We start from the raw sequence: 16,972 nt of genomic DNA on the forward strand, positions 1-16,972 counted from the left end.
TAAGGAAGCGTGTAAAGTCGGGGGCATGTCCATGGAGAACGAGGAACCACCGGCCGGCCGCTTCGTCGAGCGCTTCGCCGCCGAGCTGACCGAGGCCGGCATGCAGCGCATGGCCTCCCGCGTCTTCGCGGCGCTGCTCGCCTCCGACAGCGGTTCGCTGACCTCCGCGGAGTTGTCGGAGCGGCTGCGGATCAGCCCGGCCGCCGTGTCCGGCGCCGTCCGCTACCTCAACCAGGTCGGCATGGTCAGCCGCGAGCGGGAGCCGGGTTCGCGGCGCGACCGGTACGTGCTGCACAACGAGCTCTGGTACGAGACCTTCACCCGCCGCGACCAGCTGCTGACCCGCTGGGAGACCGTCCTGCGCGACGGCGCGGAGACACTCGGCACGGACACGGCGGCGGGGGCGCGGGTGGCCGAGACGGCCGACTTCTTCGCGTTCCTCCAGGACGAGATGCACGAACTGCTGGGTCGCTGGCGGGAGCACCGTGCCGCCACGGCGCGCGAGCGCGAATGAGATCATGCGGGGATGTCAACCGCCCTGCGCCGCACCGCCGCTGTCCTCGTCCTGCTGGCCGGAACGGGCCTCGGCTTCTGGGTCGTGTTCGGTCCGCCCCACGAGTGGACGGGCGGCATGCGGCTGCTGAAGTTCGCCCTCGGAATGACGTCCCTGGGCATGATCAGCGCCAGCGCCTGGCTGATGTTCCCCGGCTCGCCGGACGATGACGACGACGCCCCCTCGGACCCGTCATCCCCCACGACCACGGGCCCGCTGGACGCGCTGTAGAAGCCGCGCGGGCCCTGCCGCCCCCGGCCGTACGGGCCCGGCCACGCGCCCCGGCCGTACGGGCCCGGCCACGCGCCCCGGCCGCGCGGGCGTCACGCCGCCGGCAGGGTGAGCGACCACGCCGAGGGGCGCAGGGTCCAGGTGCGGGTCCACACCGGCCCCGTCACCAGCGCGTCCGCCCGGTAGCGGAACGACGCGCCCGAGATGGTGACCGCCGTCGCCTCCGCCCGCACCGGCTCCGCGGCCCGGGGGCGGACGACGACCTCCGCGACCCCGCCCCGGGACAGCACCGTCACGCCCTCGACCGGGTCGTCCAGGTCGCTCAGCAGCCGCCCGTCGACCTCCACGCGCAGCCGGTGCGCCCGCATCGCCGGGACGGCGGGCGCCGGACGGACCAGCGTCCGTACCAGCGACCGGCAGGTGTCCCACACCGTCGGCGGCTCGACCACCGCCAGGCCCGCGGGCCCCGCCGGAATCCGCAGCCCCCGCACCACCACCCCGTCGCTGTCGTCGACCAGCAGGTCCAGCCGGCGCGCCGCCCCGTCCAGCACCGCCCTCGCCGCCGCCACCGCGCCCAGCGGCACGCCCAGCGCCCCGGCCAGCTCCACACCGCCCCGCGCCCCCACCGGGACCAGCGACAACGCCCCGTCGGCCAGCTCCCGCTCCCGGTGCAACTGGGCCACCGCCCGCAGCAGCGCCCGGTCGTCGCCGATGACCACCGGACGGCGCGAACCCCGCCGCGCGAGGGCCCGGGCGAACTCCGCGGGGGTGTCGGCCAGACAGATCTTCACGCTCGCCCCGGCGCGGAGCACGTCCGTCGCGATCCGTACGGATTCGCCGTCGTTCCGGCGCGCTACCGCGTCGATGACGACCAGCAGCTGGTCGGGAGCCGACACCTCGGTCCTTCCTCGGGTAGCATCTTTGTGCAAGAGCCCCTTGCGCTATTGCGCCAGGGGCTTCGTCTATTCCGGGGCACCCGGTCCGACGGCTCAGGTTGTGTCGTACACCGTCGTACGACGTCCGTACTCCCCGCGCCTTGGACATGCCCCGCCCGGAAGGGGTGTACGCCTGTGCCCGCACTTGTGCTGCTCGGTGCTCAGTGGGGTGACGAGGGCAAGGGAAAGGCCACCGACCTCCTCGGTGGATCCGTTGATTATGTGGTGCGTTACCAGGGCGGCAACAACGCCGGCCACACGGTCGTCGTAGGCGACCAGAAGTACGCGCTGCACCTTCTCCCTTCCGGAATCCTCTCCCCGGGGTGCACCCCGGTGATCGGGAACGGAGTCGTCGTCGACCCGGCGGTCCTGCTCTCCGAGCTGAGCGGACTGAACGAGCGCGGCGTCGACACGTCGAAGCTGCTGATCAGCGGTAACGCGCACCTGATCACGCCGTACAACGTCACCCTCGACAAGGTGACGGAACGGTTCCTCGGCAAGCGCAAGATCGGTACGACCGGGCGCGGCATCGGCCCGACGTACGCCGACAAGATCAACCGCGTCGGCATCCGCGTCCAGGACCTGTACGACGAGTCGATCCTCACCCAGAAGGTCGAGGCGGCCCTGGAGCAGAAGAACCAGCTGCTCGCCAAGGTCTTCAACCGCCGCGCGATCGAGTCCGGCCGGATCGTCGAGGAGATGCTCCAGTACGCGGACCGGATCAAGCCGTTCGTCGCCGACACCACGCTGATCCTCAACAACGCCATCGACGAGGGCAAGGTCGTCCTCTTCGAGGGTGGCCAGGGCACCCTCCTGGACGTGGACCACGGCACGTACCCCTTCGTCACCTCCTCGAACCCGACCGCCGGCGGTGCCTGCACCGGCGCGGGCGTCGGCCCCACGAAGATCAGCCGGGTCATCGGCATCCTCAAGGCGTACACCACCCGTGTCGGCGCCGGTCCGTTCCCGACGGAGCTGTTCGACGAGGACGGCGAGGCGCTGCGCCGCATCGGCGGCGAGCGCGGCGTCACCACCGGCCGCGACCGCCGCTGCGGCTGGTTCGACGCGGTCATCGCCCGGTACGCCACCCGCGTCAACGGCCTGACCGACTTCTTCCTCACCAAGCTGGACGTGCTCACCGGCTGGGAGCAGATCCCGGTCTGCGTGGCGTACGAGATCGACGGCAAGCGCGTCGAGGAGCTGCCCTACTCGCAGACGGACTTCCACCACGCGAAGCCGGTCTACGAGTACCTGCCGGGCTGGTCCGAGGACATCTCCAAGGCCAAGACCTTCTCCGACCTGCCCAAGAACGCGCAGGCGTACGTGAAGGCGCTGGAGGAGATGTCCGGCGCGCCGATCTCCGCGATCGGCGTCGGCCCGGGCCGTACCGAGACGATCGAGATCAACTCCTTCCTCTAGGCGCACGCGCCGGGTCCCGAGCAGGGGCCCGTGACGGGGAGCCCGGTCAGTTCTCCTTGGAGAACTCACCGGGCTCCCCGTCCGCGTCCATGCCGTACACCAGCAGCCGGTCCTTGCCGTCGACGCGCTGGATCCGCAGGTTCGCCGACGCGCCCGAGGCGGTGCACTCCCGGTCGGACGCGGCGGCGTCGACCGTCGCCGGGCCCAGGACCAGCAGGGTGCCGGCGCCGCCGAGGACGGCGGTCTGCTCGCAGTGGACCGTGTCCGGCAGCGGCTCGCCGGTCTCCTCGTCGGTCCGCGGGAAGCTGTGCGCGAACCGGACGAGCGGCGCGCCGACCGGCCCCTGCGTGATGGTCACCTCGTGCTCGTAGAGGTCCGCCTGCGGGTCGGACACGTCCGGGTGGGGTACGTCCTTCCAGCGCCCGAGGAACTCCGAGGGCACCACCCGCGGCCCCGACCGCGCCCGGCGGAACGTGGCGGTCGCCGCGCCCGACGACCACTCCAGCACCTCCGGGGAGCGCACGGTCAGCTTCTGGTGGGCGGCCGGTGTGCAGCGCTTGGCGGGCACGCTCGTCGTCACGTCGCTCTCGCCGAACACGATCTTGTCCTCGTCCGCCGAGACGAGCGTCGACCGGCCCATGCAGAGCCGCTCGCCGCCCACGTGGACGTGGACCGCCGCCTTGTCGCCCGGCGCCCCCTCGGTGATCTCGATGCGGGCGGTCTCGTACGGAGCGGTCTCGGTGCCCCGCAGGACCCCCTCCCAGGCGCCGAGGAAGCCGGCGGGGACGGCATTGCGCGGCTTGTCCCGCGCGACCGTGCCGCCGGTGGGCGCGCCCGGTGTCCCGTTCCGTTCCACCAGGCCGTACGCGACGGCGGCCGCGGCGGTCAGCGCGGCGGCGGCTCCGGCCAGCAGACGCCGCCGCTGCCGCCTTCGTGGGCCGCCGTTCCGGGTCGGGTCGCCGTTCCGGGTCGGCGCACCGGCCGGCGAGGTGGTGGCGTCCCGCGCCGCGTCACCGTCCCGCGCGGGGGTGCGGTCCCGCGCCGCGTCACCGTCCCGCGCCGCGCCGTCCTCCCGCGCGGAGCCGCCGCCGTGCGGCGGGGTGCCGTCCTCGTCCAGCAGCCGGGCGGCCGTCCTCCCGAGCTGGGCGAGCAGTCCGGCGGGCAGCCACGGGTCGGTGGCCTCGACGTGCTCGGCGAGACGGGCGGCGGTGGGGCGGGCGGCCGGGTCCTTGGCCAGGCAGCCGCGTACCAGGTCGTCCAGCTCGGCGGGCAGCCCGGTGAGGTCCGGCTCGTCGTGGGCGATGCGGAACATCACGGCGTGGACGCCGCTGTCGGCGGTGCCGAACGGGGCGCGGCCGGTCGCCGCGTACGCGAGGAGCGAGCCGAGGCAGAAGACGTCCGACGCCGGGGTGAGCCGCTCGCCCCGCACCTGCTCGGGCGACATGAACCCGGGCGACCCCACGACCGCGCCGGTGCTGGTCAGGCCGCCGTCGGTGACCGTGTCGACGGCGCGGGCGATGCCGAAGTCGATGACGCGCGGACCGTCCACGGTGAGCAGGACGTTCGCCGGCTTCAGGTCCCGGTGGACCAGCCCGGCCGCGTGGATGTGCTCCAGGGCGCGGGCCAGCCCGACGGCCAGTGAGCGTACCGACGCCGGGGGCAGCGGCCCGTACTCGGTGCCGACCACGGTGCGCAGGGACGGCCCGGCGACGTACCCGATGGCCACCCAGGGCGCCTCGGCCCCGGTGTCCGCGCCGAGCACGGGCGCGGTGCCGACGCCCCCGACCTTCTCCAGCGCGGCGACCTCGCGGGCGAAGCGGCGGCGGAACTCGTCCTGGGCGGCGAGTCCGGCGTGCACGACCTTGACCGCGACGGTCCGGCCGCCCGCGGACCGGGCCAGGTACACGCGGCCCATGCCGCCGGACCCCAGCCTGCCGAGCAGGCGGAACGGGCCGATCCGGACGGGGTCTTCAGCATGCAGGGGGTCCACGCGAACAGAGCATGCCAGACACCCGTCCGGCGAACTCCGCCGCGCGCGCGGGCGGTCGGGGCCAGCCGCCCGGGGCCGGTCCCGAATCGGGGAAAACTTGGTCTAGACCTTGACAGGTACAGACCACTCACGCTTCGGTGGTTGCCATCCCCACGGAAGGACAACCCCCATGGTGCGACGCCTGTTGACCTCCTTCGCCGCTCTCGCGGCACTCGTCATGGCCATCGGTCTGGCCATCGTCCTCCCCGCCTCCTCCGCGTCGGCCGCCGAGTGCGCGGCGCCGTGGAGCTCCTCCGCCGTCTACACGGGCGGTGGGACCGCCTCCTACAACGGCCGCAACTGGCTGGCGAAGTGGTGGACCCAGAACGAACGCCCCGGCTCCTCCGACGTCTGGTCCGACCAGGGCACGTGCGGCGGCGGCACCGGCCCGGGACCGTCGCCGTCCCCCTCGGGCTTCGTGGTGAGCGAGGCGCAGTTCAACCAGATGTTCCCGAACCGGAATTCGTTCTACACCTACAGCGGTCTGACCGCCGCGCTCAGCGCCTACCCCGGCTTCGCCAACACGGGCAGCGACACGGTGAAGAAGCAGGAGGCGGCCGCCTTCCTCGCCAACGTCAGCCATGAGACGGGCGGCCTGGTCCACATCGTGGAGCAGAACACCGCCAACTACCCGCACTACTGCGACCGCAACCAGCCCTACGGCTGCCCGGCCGGCCAGGCCGCCTACTACGGCCGCGGCCCGATCCAGCTCAGCTGGAACTTCAACTACAAGGCGGCCGGCGACGCCCTCGGCATCGACCTGCTGAACAACCCCCACCGCGTCGAGCGGGAGCCGGCGGTCGCCTGGAAGACCGGCCTCTGGTACTGGAACACCCAGAACGGCCCCGGCACGATGACCCCCCACAACGCCATGGTCAACGGCGCCGGCTTCGGCCAGACCATCCGCTCCATCAACGGCTCCCTGGAGTGCGACGGCAAGAACCCGGCGCAGGTCCAGAGCCGCGTCAACAACTACCAGCGCTTCACCCAGATCCTGGGCGTCCCCGCGGGCTCGAACCTGAGCTGCTGAGACCCACCGGGTACGCAACCCGGTACGGAGGCGGCCACCGGCGGGTGGCCGCCTCTTCGTCGTAGCCGGTCCCTTCGTCGTACCAGGTCGGGAGTGCCTGCCGGGTTGTCCGGGGCCGCTGTTACGATCCCAGCGTCTTGCGGGGGAGGGTGCGGCCGGGGGGCCGGGCCGGACACGTCAGTCGTGGCGAGCCGCCGCGCCGTCTTCCCGCTTCTTCGGTTCCTGGGGAGGGGCCCTTGCCACGTCATGCCCTGACGCGCTCCGGCGCGTCCGTCGTCCTGTCCGTCGCTCTGGCCGGCACCCTCGTGCCGCTGTTCCCGGGTGCGGCGCTCGCCGCGGACGGCCCGGCCGCCGAGGTCGTGGTGCCCGCGCCCGTCCGCTACCAGCCGCGCGCCGACACCGTGCTGGAAGCGGGCGCCGACGGCTTCCTGCACCAGCGGGAAGGCACCACCGGGACTCTCTGGACGGAGTACGCCACCGGCGCGAGCACCCCGCTGGCGGCCACCGGCGACGGGTACGGCGGCATGCGTGCCGCCCTCGACCCCGCGACGCCGGGCGCGCCCCGGACGGTGAGCATCACCGCGCTGGGCTCCACCGGGGTGCGGAGGGTGGAGGTGCCGGAGGGTGCGAGCTGGACCGAGGGCTTCACCGCCGACTCGATCCTCGTGTCCCGGTCGGCGGCGGACGGGTCGCTCGCCTCGCTCGGTGTCGTACGCATGCGGGACGGCAAGGCGGTCGAGCAGCCGGTGACCGGGGTGCCCGGTGGCTTCAAGCTGATGTACGGCGTCGCCTACCAGCGGACGGCCAAGGGCGCCGTGGTGTTCCTGGCCACCCTCGACGGGGCGGTCGAGAAGGAGTACCTCGTCGACTACGCCTCCGCCGAGCTGCGGGAGATGCCCGACCACGGGGACGTCGACCTCGAACAGTTCGGTGACCGGCACCTGCTGGACCGCTACGGCGGCGACGCCCCGCGCCAGGTCCGCACCGTGCCGCGCGACAACCCGATGGCCACGCCGGTGGTGACGCAGATGCCGGCACCGGCGAACGGATACCGGTACGACCAGGGCGCGGAGGTGCTGATCGGCGACTGGATCGTGTTCGGCTGGACACCCGAGAGCTGGAAGTCCGCCCTGCCCGGCGTACAGCTCCAGGCCATCCCCGTGGGTGGTGGCCAGCCCCGCTTCCTGCTGGCGCACTCCGCCGCGCGTCCGCAGGCCGCCCCCGACGGCAGCCTGCTCGTCACCGGGGGCACCGGCGCGACGGACTGGGCGGTGCGCCGGATCGGTCTCGACGCGGACGGCGTGCCGGTGATCACCAAGGTCCAGGACGTCCCGACCGCGCCCACGACCGTGGACGGCCTCACCCTGGGCGCCGGGGCGCTGCACTACCGGACCACGGCCGGCGCGTCGCCCGCCTCGGAGCTGTACCGGCACCTCCTGTCCATCACCGGAACCCCCACGGCGGACCGGCGGGTCATGGTCCGGGGCCTGCCCATCCTGGTCAACGCTTTGGTCCCGCTCGGCAACGGCGAGGCGGCGCACCAGTCGAACACCGACGTCATCGGGGGACTCACCGGGGAGCACGCCGACGGGATGTACGGACGGCTGTCCGGCGGCTCCGGCCGGTACGTCGTGTCGGGCACCGCCACCACCCAGTATGTGGGCGACCTCCAGCGGCAGTTCAGTACCCGCTCCTTCAGCGGCAAGGCCGCGTCCACGGTGTGGGGCACCACCGTTTGGCTGTCCGACCCCGCCAAGCCCTCCACCGTCTCCTGGTACGACGTGAAGACGAAGGCGACGTCGTCGGCCCTCGCGATCGGCTCCGGCTGCACCCCCGACCGGCTCCAGGCCGTGGGCCGCTGGCTCCACTGGAGCTGTGCCAAGGGTGCCAAGGCCGGTGTCTGGGACCAGAAGACCCGGCTGAGCACCCCCGTGCCGTTCGGCGAGACGCAGCTTGGTGACGGGTTCGTGGTGCGCAAGGACCGCGCGGCCGGGAAGCTCACGCTCACCGATTTCCACACGGGCGACCCGGCGGCCGTCAGGACGGCCGACTTCGCCTCCGTCCCGGCCGACGCCGACTGGTCCGTCGACAAGTTCGGCGGACACGTGGCGTTCACGGACGCCGAGGAGCGCATCCACATCAAGCCGGTGACCGTGCCGCGCTCCCCGATCACCGTCATCGAGGAGCGCCAGGACACCACGGTGCTGAACGTCGCGAACGGCGGGGACAGCGGCTGGCACGGCTCCTGGCAGTTGTCGCGGCCCGCCCTCCGCACCAGCATCGAGTTCAAGAACCCGGCCGGTACGACCGTGGCCGGCTGGAGCTCCGCCGACCGCTTCGGGGCGCAGGTCTCGATGGGCTGGGACGGCAGGGGCTCGGATCGTGCCCCCGTGCCCGCCGGCCACTACACCTGGACGCTCACCGCCGACCCCGGCGACGGCAGCGGTCCGCGCGCGGTGCGCACCGGGACCATCCAGGTCGCCGACGTGTACCTGCCGTTCCGGGACTACGACCGTGACGGCGTCGGCGAGCTGTTCGCCCGCAGCGGCGGCGCCCTGAGCGCCCACGAGCCGGTGAAGGGCACGTCGACGACGTCGAGCGGCTGGACCGGCGTCAGCGCCGTCGTCCCCTTCGGGGACCTGGACAACGACGGCTGCAACGACGTCCTCACCCGCACCACCACGGGCGAGCTGTACCGCCACGGCGCCAAGTGCGCCGGGGTCCCCGGCCCCACGAGCCCCAAGGTGAAGATCGGCGCGGGCTTCAACGCCTTCGACGCGCTGCTCAACCCCGGCGACATGACCGGCGACGGTCGCGCCGACCTGCTGGCCCGCCAGCGCTCGACGGGCGACCTCTACCTGTACGCGGACGACCGGGCGGGCGGCATCAAGGCGGGCGTCAAGTTCGCCGGCAAGTGGAACGGCCTCACTCTCATCGGCGCGGGCGACCTCGACCGGGACGGCCACGCCGACCTGCTCGCCCGTGACGCGGGCGGCGAGCTGTGGCGGTACGAGTCGACCGGCACGGGCGCGTTCCACGCCCGGACCCTGGTGTTCAGCGACTGGGGAGCGGGGCGCGACGCCATCATCGGGGCGGGGGACGTCGACGGGGACGGGAAGAACGACCTCGTCTCCCGCGACACCAACGGCAAGCTGCTGCGCAACAGCGGAAGGGGCGACGGCACGTTCGGCCCCACGATCCAGATCGGCTCGGGGTGGGGAGCGCGCGGCACGCTGTACTGAGCCTCGCCGGCCGCACCGGCAAGGGTGAATTCGGCTTATGACACAGGGGTGGCCACCGCCGGGTGGCCACCCCGTTCGCTACCGGGGGACCGGCGTGCGGGTGGTCACCATCGAAGGCAGGTCCGTCGGCGAACGCGGGGCCCGGAGCGCGCCCGGGCTCCGGTGTCGGCTATGGGCGTGCCTCCAGAATGTCCTTGAGGTGCTGCTCGTTCTTCGGCATCTCCTTCTTCGCGTGCGGGCGGACGACCAGCGGCACGAGTACCTTCCCGACCCCGTGCGACTCGAAGTCCAGGTCCAGCGTCACGCGCGACCGCTCGCCGTCGCCGATCGGCTCGACCGTCCCGTGCACATGGCCCCGGACGGGGCCGTCGATCCCGTCCATGCGGAAGCTCCGGGGAGGGTCGTACTCGCGCATCTCCATGGTCATCGGCATCCGCCGGCGACCCATCTGCCGGGTCACCCTGACCCGCGCGCCCACGCCCACGGCGGTGTCGCCGACCGGGCTGACCGCCAGGGCGCTCTCCTGCCACTCGGGCATGTGGGAGGCGTCCGTCAGGTAGGAGAAGACGTCCTCGGGACGACGCGAGATCTCGACACTTTGCCTGATCGCGGACATGTCGCCCCCTTTCGGGTGATTTCTACGAACAACCCTACTCGGCCCAGCCGAGGAAAGACCCCCAGGCCGCCGGGGCGACGGCGAGGACGGGACCGCCCGGGTTCTTGGAGTCCCGGACGTGGACGGCGTGGGGGCAGGCGGCCACCTCGACGCACTCGCCGCCGCTGGAGCTGCTGTACGAGGAAGTGCGCCAGTCGAAGGCCACTTCGACGCAGTTGCCGCCACTGCTGTCGCTGTAGCTGGACTTGAACCACCGTAGGGTGCTGCTCATCTCTTCTCTCCTGCCAACCGCTCGATGAGGCCCAGCGACTCCCGGGTGTCGAGGGCCTGTGCTCGGATCTTCGCATAGCGTTGGCCGTACGTACTGACCTTCGCCCGGTCCTTGATCAGCAGGCTCTCGGTTTGGATCTCCAGGTAGACGAGGTGGTCGTGCTCTGGGGTTTCCACCAGGTTGATGTCGCCCTGGTCGCCAGCGTGCTCCCCACTCGCTCCGCAGTCCAGCGGCAGCACCTGAACCGTCACGTTCCGCCTCCGCGCGCACTCCGCGAGGTGCAGCAACTGCCCCCGCATGACCTCCGCGCTCCCGATCGTCCGCCGCAGCACCGACTCCTCCAGCACCAGCTCGATCAGCGCCACCGGCTCCCGCTCGAACAGCTCCCTGCGTGCCATCCTCGCCTCGACCAGCTCCTCCACCCGCCGCTCCGGCAGCGGCGGGTACCCACCGCCGATCAGCGCCCGCGCGTACGCCTCCGTCTGGAACAGCCCGTGCACCACCAGCGTCGCGTACAGCGACAGGCTCACCGCCTTCTGCTCCAGCAGCGCGTAGTTCTTGAACTGCTCCGGATACTTGTCCAGCCGCACGTACATCCGCGCCTGCTCGAACAGGCCCAGCCCGTCACCGAGCACCTTCTCCAGCTGCACCAGCATCGCGTCGCTCGCCGGCTGGGCGCAGGTCTCCATGGCGCTCACCGCCGCGCCCGTGAAGCCGATCTCCCTGCCGAGCTGGTCCTGGGTCCATCCCTTCCTCACACGCATCTTGCGCGCCATGTCCGCCACGAGCCGCGTCGCCGGACCCGCCGTCTCCTTGTTCTCGGTTCGCGCCAAAGTGCGTCACCACCTCGATTCGACCAGTCTCAACCGGTCACAACCCATCCCCGTCGGATTCGACTGCGGCATGACGTCGTTTTCGCAGGTCAACGCGGGTTCGACGAGCCTCCGCAATCGTGCAGAACGCTAGCCGTGGCGGTCCACGATGTCCCTGTGAATGCGCCAAGTTGCCACCCGAACATCGAATGGATTCCGTCCTCCGGATTCCAACTCCGCAAAGCGGGCGTCCAATTCGACGCCGTGCGCGTCGACGGGGACGACGGCCGCCGGGCCGCCGACCTCCTGGAGCACCTGACCGGCGGCGACCCGGGTCCCGTCGTCATCGAGGCCAACGGACGGCGAGGCGTGTACTTCCTCCTCCCGCCGGGCGGCTCGGCGGGCCGCGCCTGGCCGCCCGGTGCGATGCCGTTCAACGCCGCTCGCTGGGCCGTGAGTTACGTACCCGTCCCGGCCCTCGTCGGGCGCACCTGGCCGCTCGCGTGGCGGTGCCCGCCGACCGCACCCGGCCGGTTCGTCCACCCGTATCTGCTGCTCGCGACGCTGGTGGCCGTCGCGCGGGCGACCGCTACGCCGCCCGAGTCGCGATGACCACCGTGGCGTACAGGTCCTCGCAGGTCACGACCTGCGGGACGAGCCCGTCCCCGGCGACGACCGCCGCCGCGGCGGACGCCTGGCGTTCGCTGGTCTCGAACAGCAGGCTGCCTCCGGGTGCCAGCCAGGCAGCGGCCTGGGCGGTGACGCGGCGCAGCACGTCCAGCCCGTCCGCGCCGCCGTCGAGCGCCACGCGCGCCTCGTGCACCCGCGCCTCGGCGGGCAGGAGCTCCACCTCGCCGGTGGGGACGTAGGGCACGTTGGCGAGCAGGACGTCGACGCGGCCCCGCAGCGCCGCCGGGAGCGGGTCGTACAGGTCGCCCTCGTACACCCGCCCTCCCGCCGAGGTGACGTTCCGCCGGGCGCAGCGCACGGCGGCGGGGTCGATGTCGGCCGCGTGCAACTCGGCCCGGTCCAGCGCCGCCACCAGCGCGGCGCCCAGCGCGCCGGTGCCGCAGCAGAGGTCGACGACCACGGCCCGGGGCGGGGCGAGGGCCTTGGCGCGGGTGATGAGGAACTCGGTGCGCCGGCGCGGGACGAACACCCCCTCGTCCACGGCTATCCGCAGGCCGTGGAACCCGGCCCAGCCGAGGACGTGTTCCAGGGGGTGCCCGGCGGCGCGGCGCTCGACCATGGCGTCGAGTTCGTCCGGTGTGCGGGCGGTGGACAGGAGCAACTCCGCCTCGTCCTCGGCGAAGACGCAGCCGGCGGCGCGCAGCCTGGTGACGGTGGTGGAGAACGACGGGGGAACCGGTGACGCGGACATGGAAGCGGAAGCCTTTCGGGACTCCGAAGGGCGCTCCCGTGCGACTCGTGACCCGTGTCTACGAGCGGTGGGAGGGGAGAGCCCTGCCTGACCTGGCGTTGATGGGTCTCACCTCCTCGGTGGGTCTCCTGCTGAACGCGGCAACATTACCCGACGGCCCCGTGGCGGCCCTACGGTTCGTCAGGAACGCGCCGTACCGGCTGAGGGCGCCGCTCCCGGGCCCGCGGCGTCGACCGTGTCGAGTGCCGCGGACAGGCGCTCCAGGGCGCTCGCCGTCTCGGCGAACTCCTCCTCGCCGAGCGCGGCGGCCAGGCGCGTCGCCAGGTCGGCGTGGCCGGGCTCTATGCGGGCGACCGTCACCCGGCCCAGGTGCGTCGGGGCGAGGAGCTTGGCGCGCCGGTGGGCCGGGTTCGGCAGGTACTCGGCCAGGCCCTCGTGGACCAGCAGGTCCGCGATCCGCTGCACGCTCTGCCGGGTGATGCCCATGGCGCGGGCGATCCCGGACACCGGCAGCGGCTCGGCCAGCACGGCCCCGAGGACCTGCCACCACGCGGCGGTGAGCCCGGCCGGCCTGGCCAGCTTCTCCGAGACGGCGAGGAACTGGCCGTTGAGCCGGAACACGCCGAGCGCCGTGCGGCTGAGCAGGTCCTGCAATTCCCGTTCCGCGCGGGTCACGCGTTCAGCTCTTCGAAGGCGGCCTCGTCCGAGTGGTGGAACAGCCGGTACCAGGCGTCGAGCCGCCTGCCCTCGAACGCGCCCATCTTCCCGAGGACCTCGCGGGCGAAGGCGACCGGCTCCGTGGGCCCGGCCGTGATGAGGCCGCCGTCGGTGACCGCGTCCGTTCCGACGTAGTGCTCGCCGCCCTTGTAGCCGGTGGCCGCGAGGTAGAAGGGCGCGGCACTGGTGTGCGGCCGGTCGTCGAGCAGACCCTCCCGGGCCAGACCAGCCGTCGCTCCGCATATCGCGGCCACCGGCACCCCCGCGTCGAGGAACGCGCGCGCCGTGGCGGCGAAGGGCGCCAGCTCGTCACCCGCGTCCCACAGGTCCGCGCCCGGGAGGATCAGCAGCGCGCTGTCCTCGGGCCGCAGGTCGGCCAGGGCCAGGTCGGGAAGGACGCGCAGCCCGCCGATGCTCGTCACCGGGTCGGTGGTGGGGCCGACCGTGCGGATCTCGAAGCCGCTGCGGGCCAGCCAGGCGGTGGCGTGGCCGGTCTCCCAGTCGGCCAGCGTGTCGTAGACGGCGAGATGGACGGTCCTGCGGTCGTCGGTGCCGGGCATGGTGGCCTCCTGGTGCACGCGTCTTCGGCTGGATGGGGTGGCTGGGCCCTGAGCGGTCCGCCGAGCTATGACAGAATGCTGTCACTTCGACAGGATGCTGTCAATACCTCTTCCGAGGGCTCACGCCCGACACCCTGCCGACCTCCGCGCCTTCCGGCATACAAGATGGCCATACCGGCGCCCATCAGCACGTCCTTACCCTGTGCGGCATGACCCCTCATGCCGATCCCGCCCCTCACGCCGATCCCGAGACCGGCGCCGCCGTCAAGGCGGCCGACCGCGCGCACGTGTTCCACTCCTGGTCCGCCCAGGGCCTGATCGACCCGCTCGCCGTCGCCGGCGCCGAGGGGGCGTACTTCTGGGACTACGACGGAAACCGCTACCTCGACTTCACCAGCGGCCTCGTCTACACCAACATCGGCTACCAGCACCCCAGGGTCGTCGCGGCGATCCAGGAGCAGGCCGCGAGGATGACCACCTTCGCGCCCGCCTTCGCCATCGACGTACGCTCCGAGGCCGCACGCCTCATCGCCGAGCGCACGCCGGGCGACCTCGACAAGATCTTCTTCACCAACGGCGGCGCCGAGGCCGTCGAGAACGCCGCCCGGATGGCCCGGCTGCACACCGGCCGCCCCAAGATCATGAGCGCATACCGCTCGTACCACGGCGCCACCTCCACCGCGATCAACCTCACCGGCGACCCGCGCCGCTGGGCCTCCGACACCGCGTCCGCCGGCGTCGTGCGCTTCTGGGCGCCGTTCCTCTACCGCTCACCGTTCCACGCCGAGAACGAGGCGCAGGAGTGCGAGCGGGCCCTGCGGCACCTCGAGGACACCATCGCGTTCGAGGGCCCGCAGTCCATCGCCGCGATCATCCTCGAAACCGTCCCCGGCACCGCCGGCATCATGACCCCGCCGCCCGGCTACCTCCCCGGCGTACGCGAGATCTGCGACCGGTACGGGATCGTCCTCGTCCTCGACGAGGTCATGGCCGGCTTCGGCCGGACCGGCGCGTGGTTCGCCGCCGAGCACTACGGCGTCGCGCCCGACCTGCTCACCTTCGCCAAGGGCGTCAACTCCGGCTACGTGCCGCTCGGCGGCGTCGCCATCTCGGCGGAGATCGCCGCGACCTTCGACAAGCGGCCCTACCCCGGTGGCCTCACCTACTCGGGCCACCCGCTCGCCTGCGCCGCCGCCGTGGCCACCATCCGGGCCATGGAGGAGGAGAAGGTCGTCGAGCGGGCCGCCCACCTCGGCGAGCACGTCCTCGGCCCCGGCCTGCGCGAACTTGCCGAGCGCCACCCCTCCGTCGGCGAGGTGCGGGGCCTGGGTGCCTTCTGGGCGCTGGACCTGGTGCGGAACAAGGAGACGCGCGAGCCGCTCGTCCCGTACAACGCGACCGGCGAGGCGAACGCCCCCATGGCGGCCTTCGGCGCGGCCTGCAAGAAGAACGGCCTGTGGCCCTTCATCAACATGAACCGCACCCACGCCGTCCCCGCCTGCAACATCACCGAGGCGGAGGCCAAGGAGGGTCTCGCCGCCTTCGACGCGGCGCTCGCGGTCGCCGACGAGTACACCGTGTAACCGCCTCCGAGCGCCCCCTCCGCCTGGCTTAAGGTGTGCGGAACCGGACGGAGGGGGCCAGAAGCCATGCCCGCGAGCGGAGCCGTGACCCGCAACACCCTGCGGCAGCAGATCGCGGACGCGCTGCGTGACGAAGTGCTCGCTGGGCGTCTCCAGCCCGGCCAGGAGTTCACGGTCAAGCACATCGCCGAGCAGTACGGGGTGTCCGCGACGCCCGTACGGGAAGCGCTGGTCGACCTCACCGCCCAGGGGCTCCTCGACTCCGACCAGCACAAGGGCTTCCGCGTCCACCGGTTCTCCGTCGACGACTACCGGGGCATGGTCGAGGCCCGCGCGCTGATCGTGGACGGCGTCTTCCGGCGCCTGACCGACCGGGTCGGAGCGCTCCACCCGCACGGGACGCCGCTGGTGTCGGTACGGCGGCGGGCCGAGGAGGCGGCGCGGGCGGCGCGCGCCGGTGACCTGGACATCCTCATCGGGTACGACCTGCGGTTCTGGCGCGAGCTCAGCGGCTTCGTGGCCAACCGCTACATCGCCGACTTCCTGCACCGGCTGCGCGTCCAGGCGTGGGTGTTCGCCGTCCCGCACCTGCGGAACGCCCGCGACCCCGGCGCCTGGCTGTGGAACGGCCACGAGGCACTGGTCGACGCGGTCACGCTGGGCGACCCGGACGCGGTGATGGCGGCCATCGACGGGTACAACGCGCACTCCCTGCGGTGGGCGGACCACCTGGACAGGAAGGACGGGCCGCGCTGACGGCTCTTACCACCGACGGCGGGTGGGTATGGGATGTGCACCCGCGCCGCGCACCGCCCCGTCCCGCCCGCCACCGCCGTGCCCCCGGCCCGCACCGCCGTGGACACGGCCCTCACCACCGCCGTATGCGCGCGACCGCGTGCGTCACTTAAGGAGAGCGAGTGTCCCTTGGCCTGTGACCTGTGGCTGGTCCCCCTCGTCGACGTGCTGTGCCACAGCCCCGACAACCCCTTCGCCGAAGAGATCGCCGTGTACGACCAGGCCCTCACCGAGGCGGGCCTGCCGACCGTGCCCGTCTTCGCCTACATGCCCGGCCTGTCGGGCGACGTCGCACCGGTGGCCGGTTTCGACTACGACGCCCTGCACTTCCTGCGCCGGGCCTACCTGCTCCAGATCTGCGGCCTCGCCGTCACGCCCGTCGACGCGCTGGGCGGGGACTACGAGCAGCTGCTGGAGATGTTCGAGTCGACGGCCCAGCAGTCGCACCTGGTGTGGCACTACGACCACGCGGGCGCCTACGTGCCCGTCGACTTCCCCACCCCGCTGTCCAACGAGGAACTGCTGTCGGGCGGCGGCCCGCTGGGCTCCGCCCAGGGCCTGCTCCGGGAGCTGGAGTACGTCGCCCCGTCGATCGGCATCGACCCGGCGAACCCCCCGGCCGCACCCCGCCCCCCGGAGCGCCCGACCGCCCTGGAGGAGCCCGCAGGGCCGATCCCGCACGACGAGAGCCCCTTCGCCCGCGAACGGCACGTCTGGCTCGGCCTCCACGCGGCGGCCACGCGCAGCCTGGGCCAGGGTTCGATGATCATCTTCAGCTGACCCCCAGCGGGTCGGTGG

At 72.5% G+C, this 16,972-nt stretch carries 17 protein-coding genes; 9 read left to right on the forward strand and 8 right to left on the reverse strand.

Annotated elements, in window-relative coordinates; all coding sequences use genetic code 11:
- Nucleotides 1-25: 25 nt before the first annotated feature.
- Both IE109_RS07365 and IE109_RS07370 read left to right on the forward strand, forming a co-directional pair.
- Complete coding sequence (locus IE109_RS07365; protein ID WP_189549927.1) at nt 26-514, forward strand: GbsR/MarR family transcriptional regulator; 489 nt, start codon at nt 26-28, stop codon at nt 512-514.
- A gap of 12 nt (nt 515-526) precedes the next feature.
- Nucleotides 527-784, forward strand: a complete 258-nt coding sequence (locus tag IE109_RS07370) for a hypothetical protein (protein ID WP_189549928.1) — start codon at nt 527-529, stop codon at nt 782-784.
- A gap of 92 nt (nt 785-876) precedes the next feature.
- Here the strand turns inward: IE109_RS07370 and IE109_RS07375 are convergent, their stop codons facing one another.
- The gene (locus IE109_RS07375; RefSeq protein WP_189549929.1) at nt 877-1,680 is read right to left on the reverse strand and encodes a diacylglycerol kinase; all 804 of its coding nucleotides are present in this window, start codon (nt 1,678-1,680) and stop codon (nt 877-879) included.
- A gap of 174 nt (nt 1,681-1,854) precedes the next feature.
- Here IE109_RS07375 and IE109_RS07380 point away from each other — a divergent pair, with 174 nt between their 5' ends.
- Nucleotides 1,855-3,138 carry an adenylosuccinate synthase gene (locus IE109_RS07380; protein ID WP_189549930.1) on the forward strand — a complete coding sequence of 428 codons (1,284 nt, stop codon included), beginning with the start codon at nt 1,855-1,857 and terminating at the stop codon, nt 3,136-3,138.
- A 46-nt stretch (nt 3,139-3,184) separates the two neighbouring features.
- Here IE109_RS07380 and IE109_RS07385 read toward each other — a convergent pair whose 3' ends face one another.
- A complete protein-coding gene (locus tag IE109_RS07385) occupies nt 3,185-5,128 on the reverse strand; it encodes a serine/threonine-protein kinase (protein WP_189549931.1) in 1,944 nt (647 codons plus the stop codon).
- Nucleotides 5,129-5,297: 169 nt separating this feature from the next.
- Between IE109_RS07385 and IE109_RS07390 the strand changes: the two genes are divergently transcribed.
- Together IE109_RS07390 and IE109_RS07395 are read left to right on the forward strand one after the other, a co-directional pair.
- Nucleotides 5,298-6,197: a glycoside hydrolase family 19 protein gene (locus IE109_RS07390; RefSeq protein WP_189549932.1), complete on the forward strand. Its 900-nt coding sequence runs from the start codon at nt 5,298-5,300 to the stop codon at nt 6,195-6,197.
- A gap of 236 nt (nt 6,198-6,433) precedes the next feature.
- Nucleotides 6,434-9,439, forward strand: a complete 3,006-nt coding sequence (locus IE109_RS07395) for an FG-GAP-like repeat-containing protein (protein ID WP_189549933.1) — start codon at nt 6,434-6,436, stop codon at nt 9,437-9,439.
- A gap of 169 nt (nt 9,440-9,608) precedes the next feature.
- Here the strand turns inward: IE109_RS07395 and IE109_RS07400 are convergent, their stop codons facing one another.
- The 3 genes from IE109_RS07400 to IE109_RS07410 are packed head-to-tail and all read right to left on the reverse strand — an operon-like array spanning nt 9,609 to nt 11,159.
- Nucleotides 9,609-10,055: an SRPBCC family protein gene (locus IE109_RS07400; protein WP_189549934.1), complete on the reverse strand. Its 447-nt coding sequence runs from the start codon at nt 10,053-10,055 to the stop codon at nt 9,609-9,611.
- 34 nt (nt 10,056-10,089) lie between these two features.
- A complete protein-coding gene (locus tag IE109_RS07405; RefSeq protein ID WP_189549935.1) occupies nt 10,090-10,326 on the reverse strand; it encodes a DUF397 domain-containing protein in 237 nt (78 codons plus the stop codon).
- On the reverse strand, nt 10,323-11,159 hold the full coding sequence (locus tag IE109_RS07410; RefSeq protein ID WP_189549936.1) for a helix-turn-helix domain-containing protein: 837 nt from the start codon (nt 11,157-11,159) through the stop codon (nt 10,323-10,325). The genes IE109_RS07405 and IE109_RS07410 overlap by 4 nt, the downstream gene beginning before the upstream one ends.
- Nucleotides 11,160-11,315: 156 nt before the next feature.
- Here IE109_RS07410 and IE109_RS07415 point away from each other — a divergent pair, with 156 nt between their 5' ends.
- The gene (locus IE109_RS07415) at nt 11,316-11,750 is read left to right on the forward strand and encodes a hypothetical protein (RefSeq protein ID WP_189549937.1); all 435 of its coding nucleotides are present in this window, start codon (nt 11,316-11,318) and stop codon (nt 11,748-11,750) included.
- Here the strand turns inward: IE109_RS07415 and IE109_RS07420 are convergent.
- The 3 genes from IE109_RS07420 to IE109_RS07430 form a co-directional block, all read right to left on the reverse strand.
- Nucleotides 11,728-12,519 carry a putative protein N(5)-glutamine methyltransferase gene (locus tag IE109_RS07420; protein WP_189549938.1) on the reverse strand — a complete coding sequence of 264 codons (792 nt, stop codon included), beginning with the start codon at nt 12,517-12,519 and terminating at the stop codon, nt 11,728-11,730. The two genes, IE109_RS07415 and IE109_RS07420, sit on opposite strands and share 23 nt — an antisense overlap.
- Before the next feature lie 180 nt (nt 12,520-12,699).
- The gene (locus tag IE109_RS07425; RefSeq protein ID WP_189549939.1) at nt 12,700-13,194 is read right to left on the reverse strand and encodes a MarR family winged helix-turn-helix transcriptional regulator; all 495 of its coding nucleotides are present in this window, start codon (nt 13,192-13,194) and stop codon (nt 12,700-12,702) included.
- On the reverse strand, nt 13,191-13,796 hold the full coding sequence (locus IE109_RS07430) for a type 1 glutamine amidotransferase family protein (protein ID WP_189549940.1): 606 nt from the start codon (nt 13,794-13,796) through the stop codon (nt 13,191-13,193). The genes IE109_RS07425 and IE109_RS07430 overlap by 4 nt, the downstream gene beginning before the upstream one ends.
- A 209-nt stretch (nt 13,797-14,005) precedes the next feature.
- Between IE109_RS07430 and IE109_RS07435 the strand changes: the two genes are divergently transcribed.
- The 3 genes from IE109_RS07435 to IE109_RS07445 all read left to right on the forward strand — a co-directional run bounded on the left by IE109_RS07435 (nt 14,006) and on the right by IE109_RS07445 (nt 16,954).
- Nucleotides 14,006-15,379, forward strand: coding sequence for an aspartate aminotransferase family protein (locus IE109_RS07435; protein ID WP_189549941.1), 1,374 nt, complete (start codon nt 14,006-14,008; stop codon nt 15,377-15,379).
- A gap of 66 nt (nt 15,380-15,445) precedes the next feature.
- The gene (locus tag IE109_RS07440; protein WP_189549942.1) at nt 15,446-16,135 is read left to right on the forward strand and encodes a GntR family transcriptional regulator; all 690 of its coding nucleotides are present in this window, start codon (nt 15,446-15,448) and stop codon (nt 16,133-16,135) included.
- A gap of 168 nt (nt 16,136-16,303) precedes the next feature.
- Complete coding sequence (locus IE109_RS07445) at nt 16,304-16,954, forward strand: putative DNA-mimic protein (RefSeq protein ID WP_189549943.1); 651 nt, start codon at nt 16,304-16,306, stop codon at nt 16,952-16,954.
- The last annotated feature ends 18 nt before the right edge of the window (nt 16,955-16,972 follow it).

The organism is Streptomyces lavendofoliae, from assembly GCF_014649735.1.
Taxonomy (GTDB): domain Bacteria; phylum Actinomycetota; class Actinomycetes; order Streptomycetales; family Streptomycetaceae; genus Streptomyces; species Streptomyces lavendofoliae.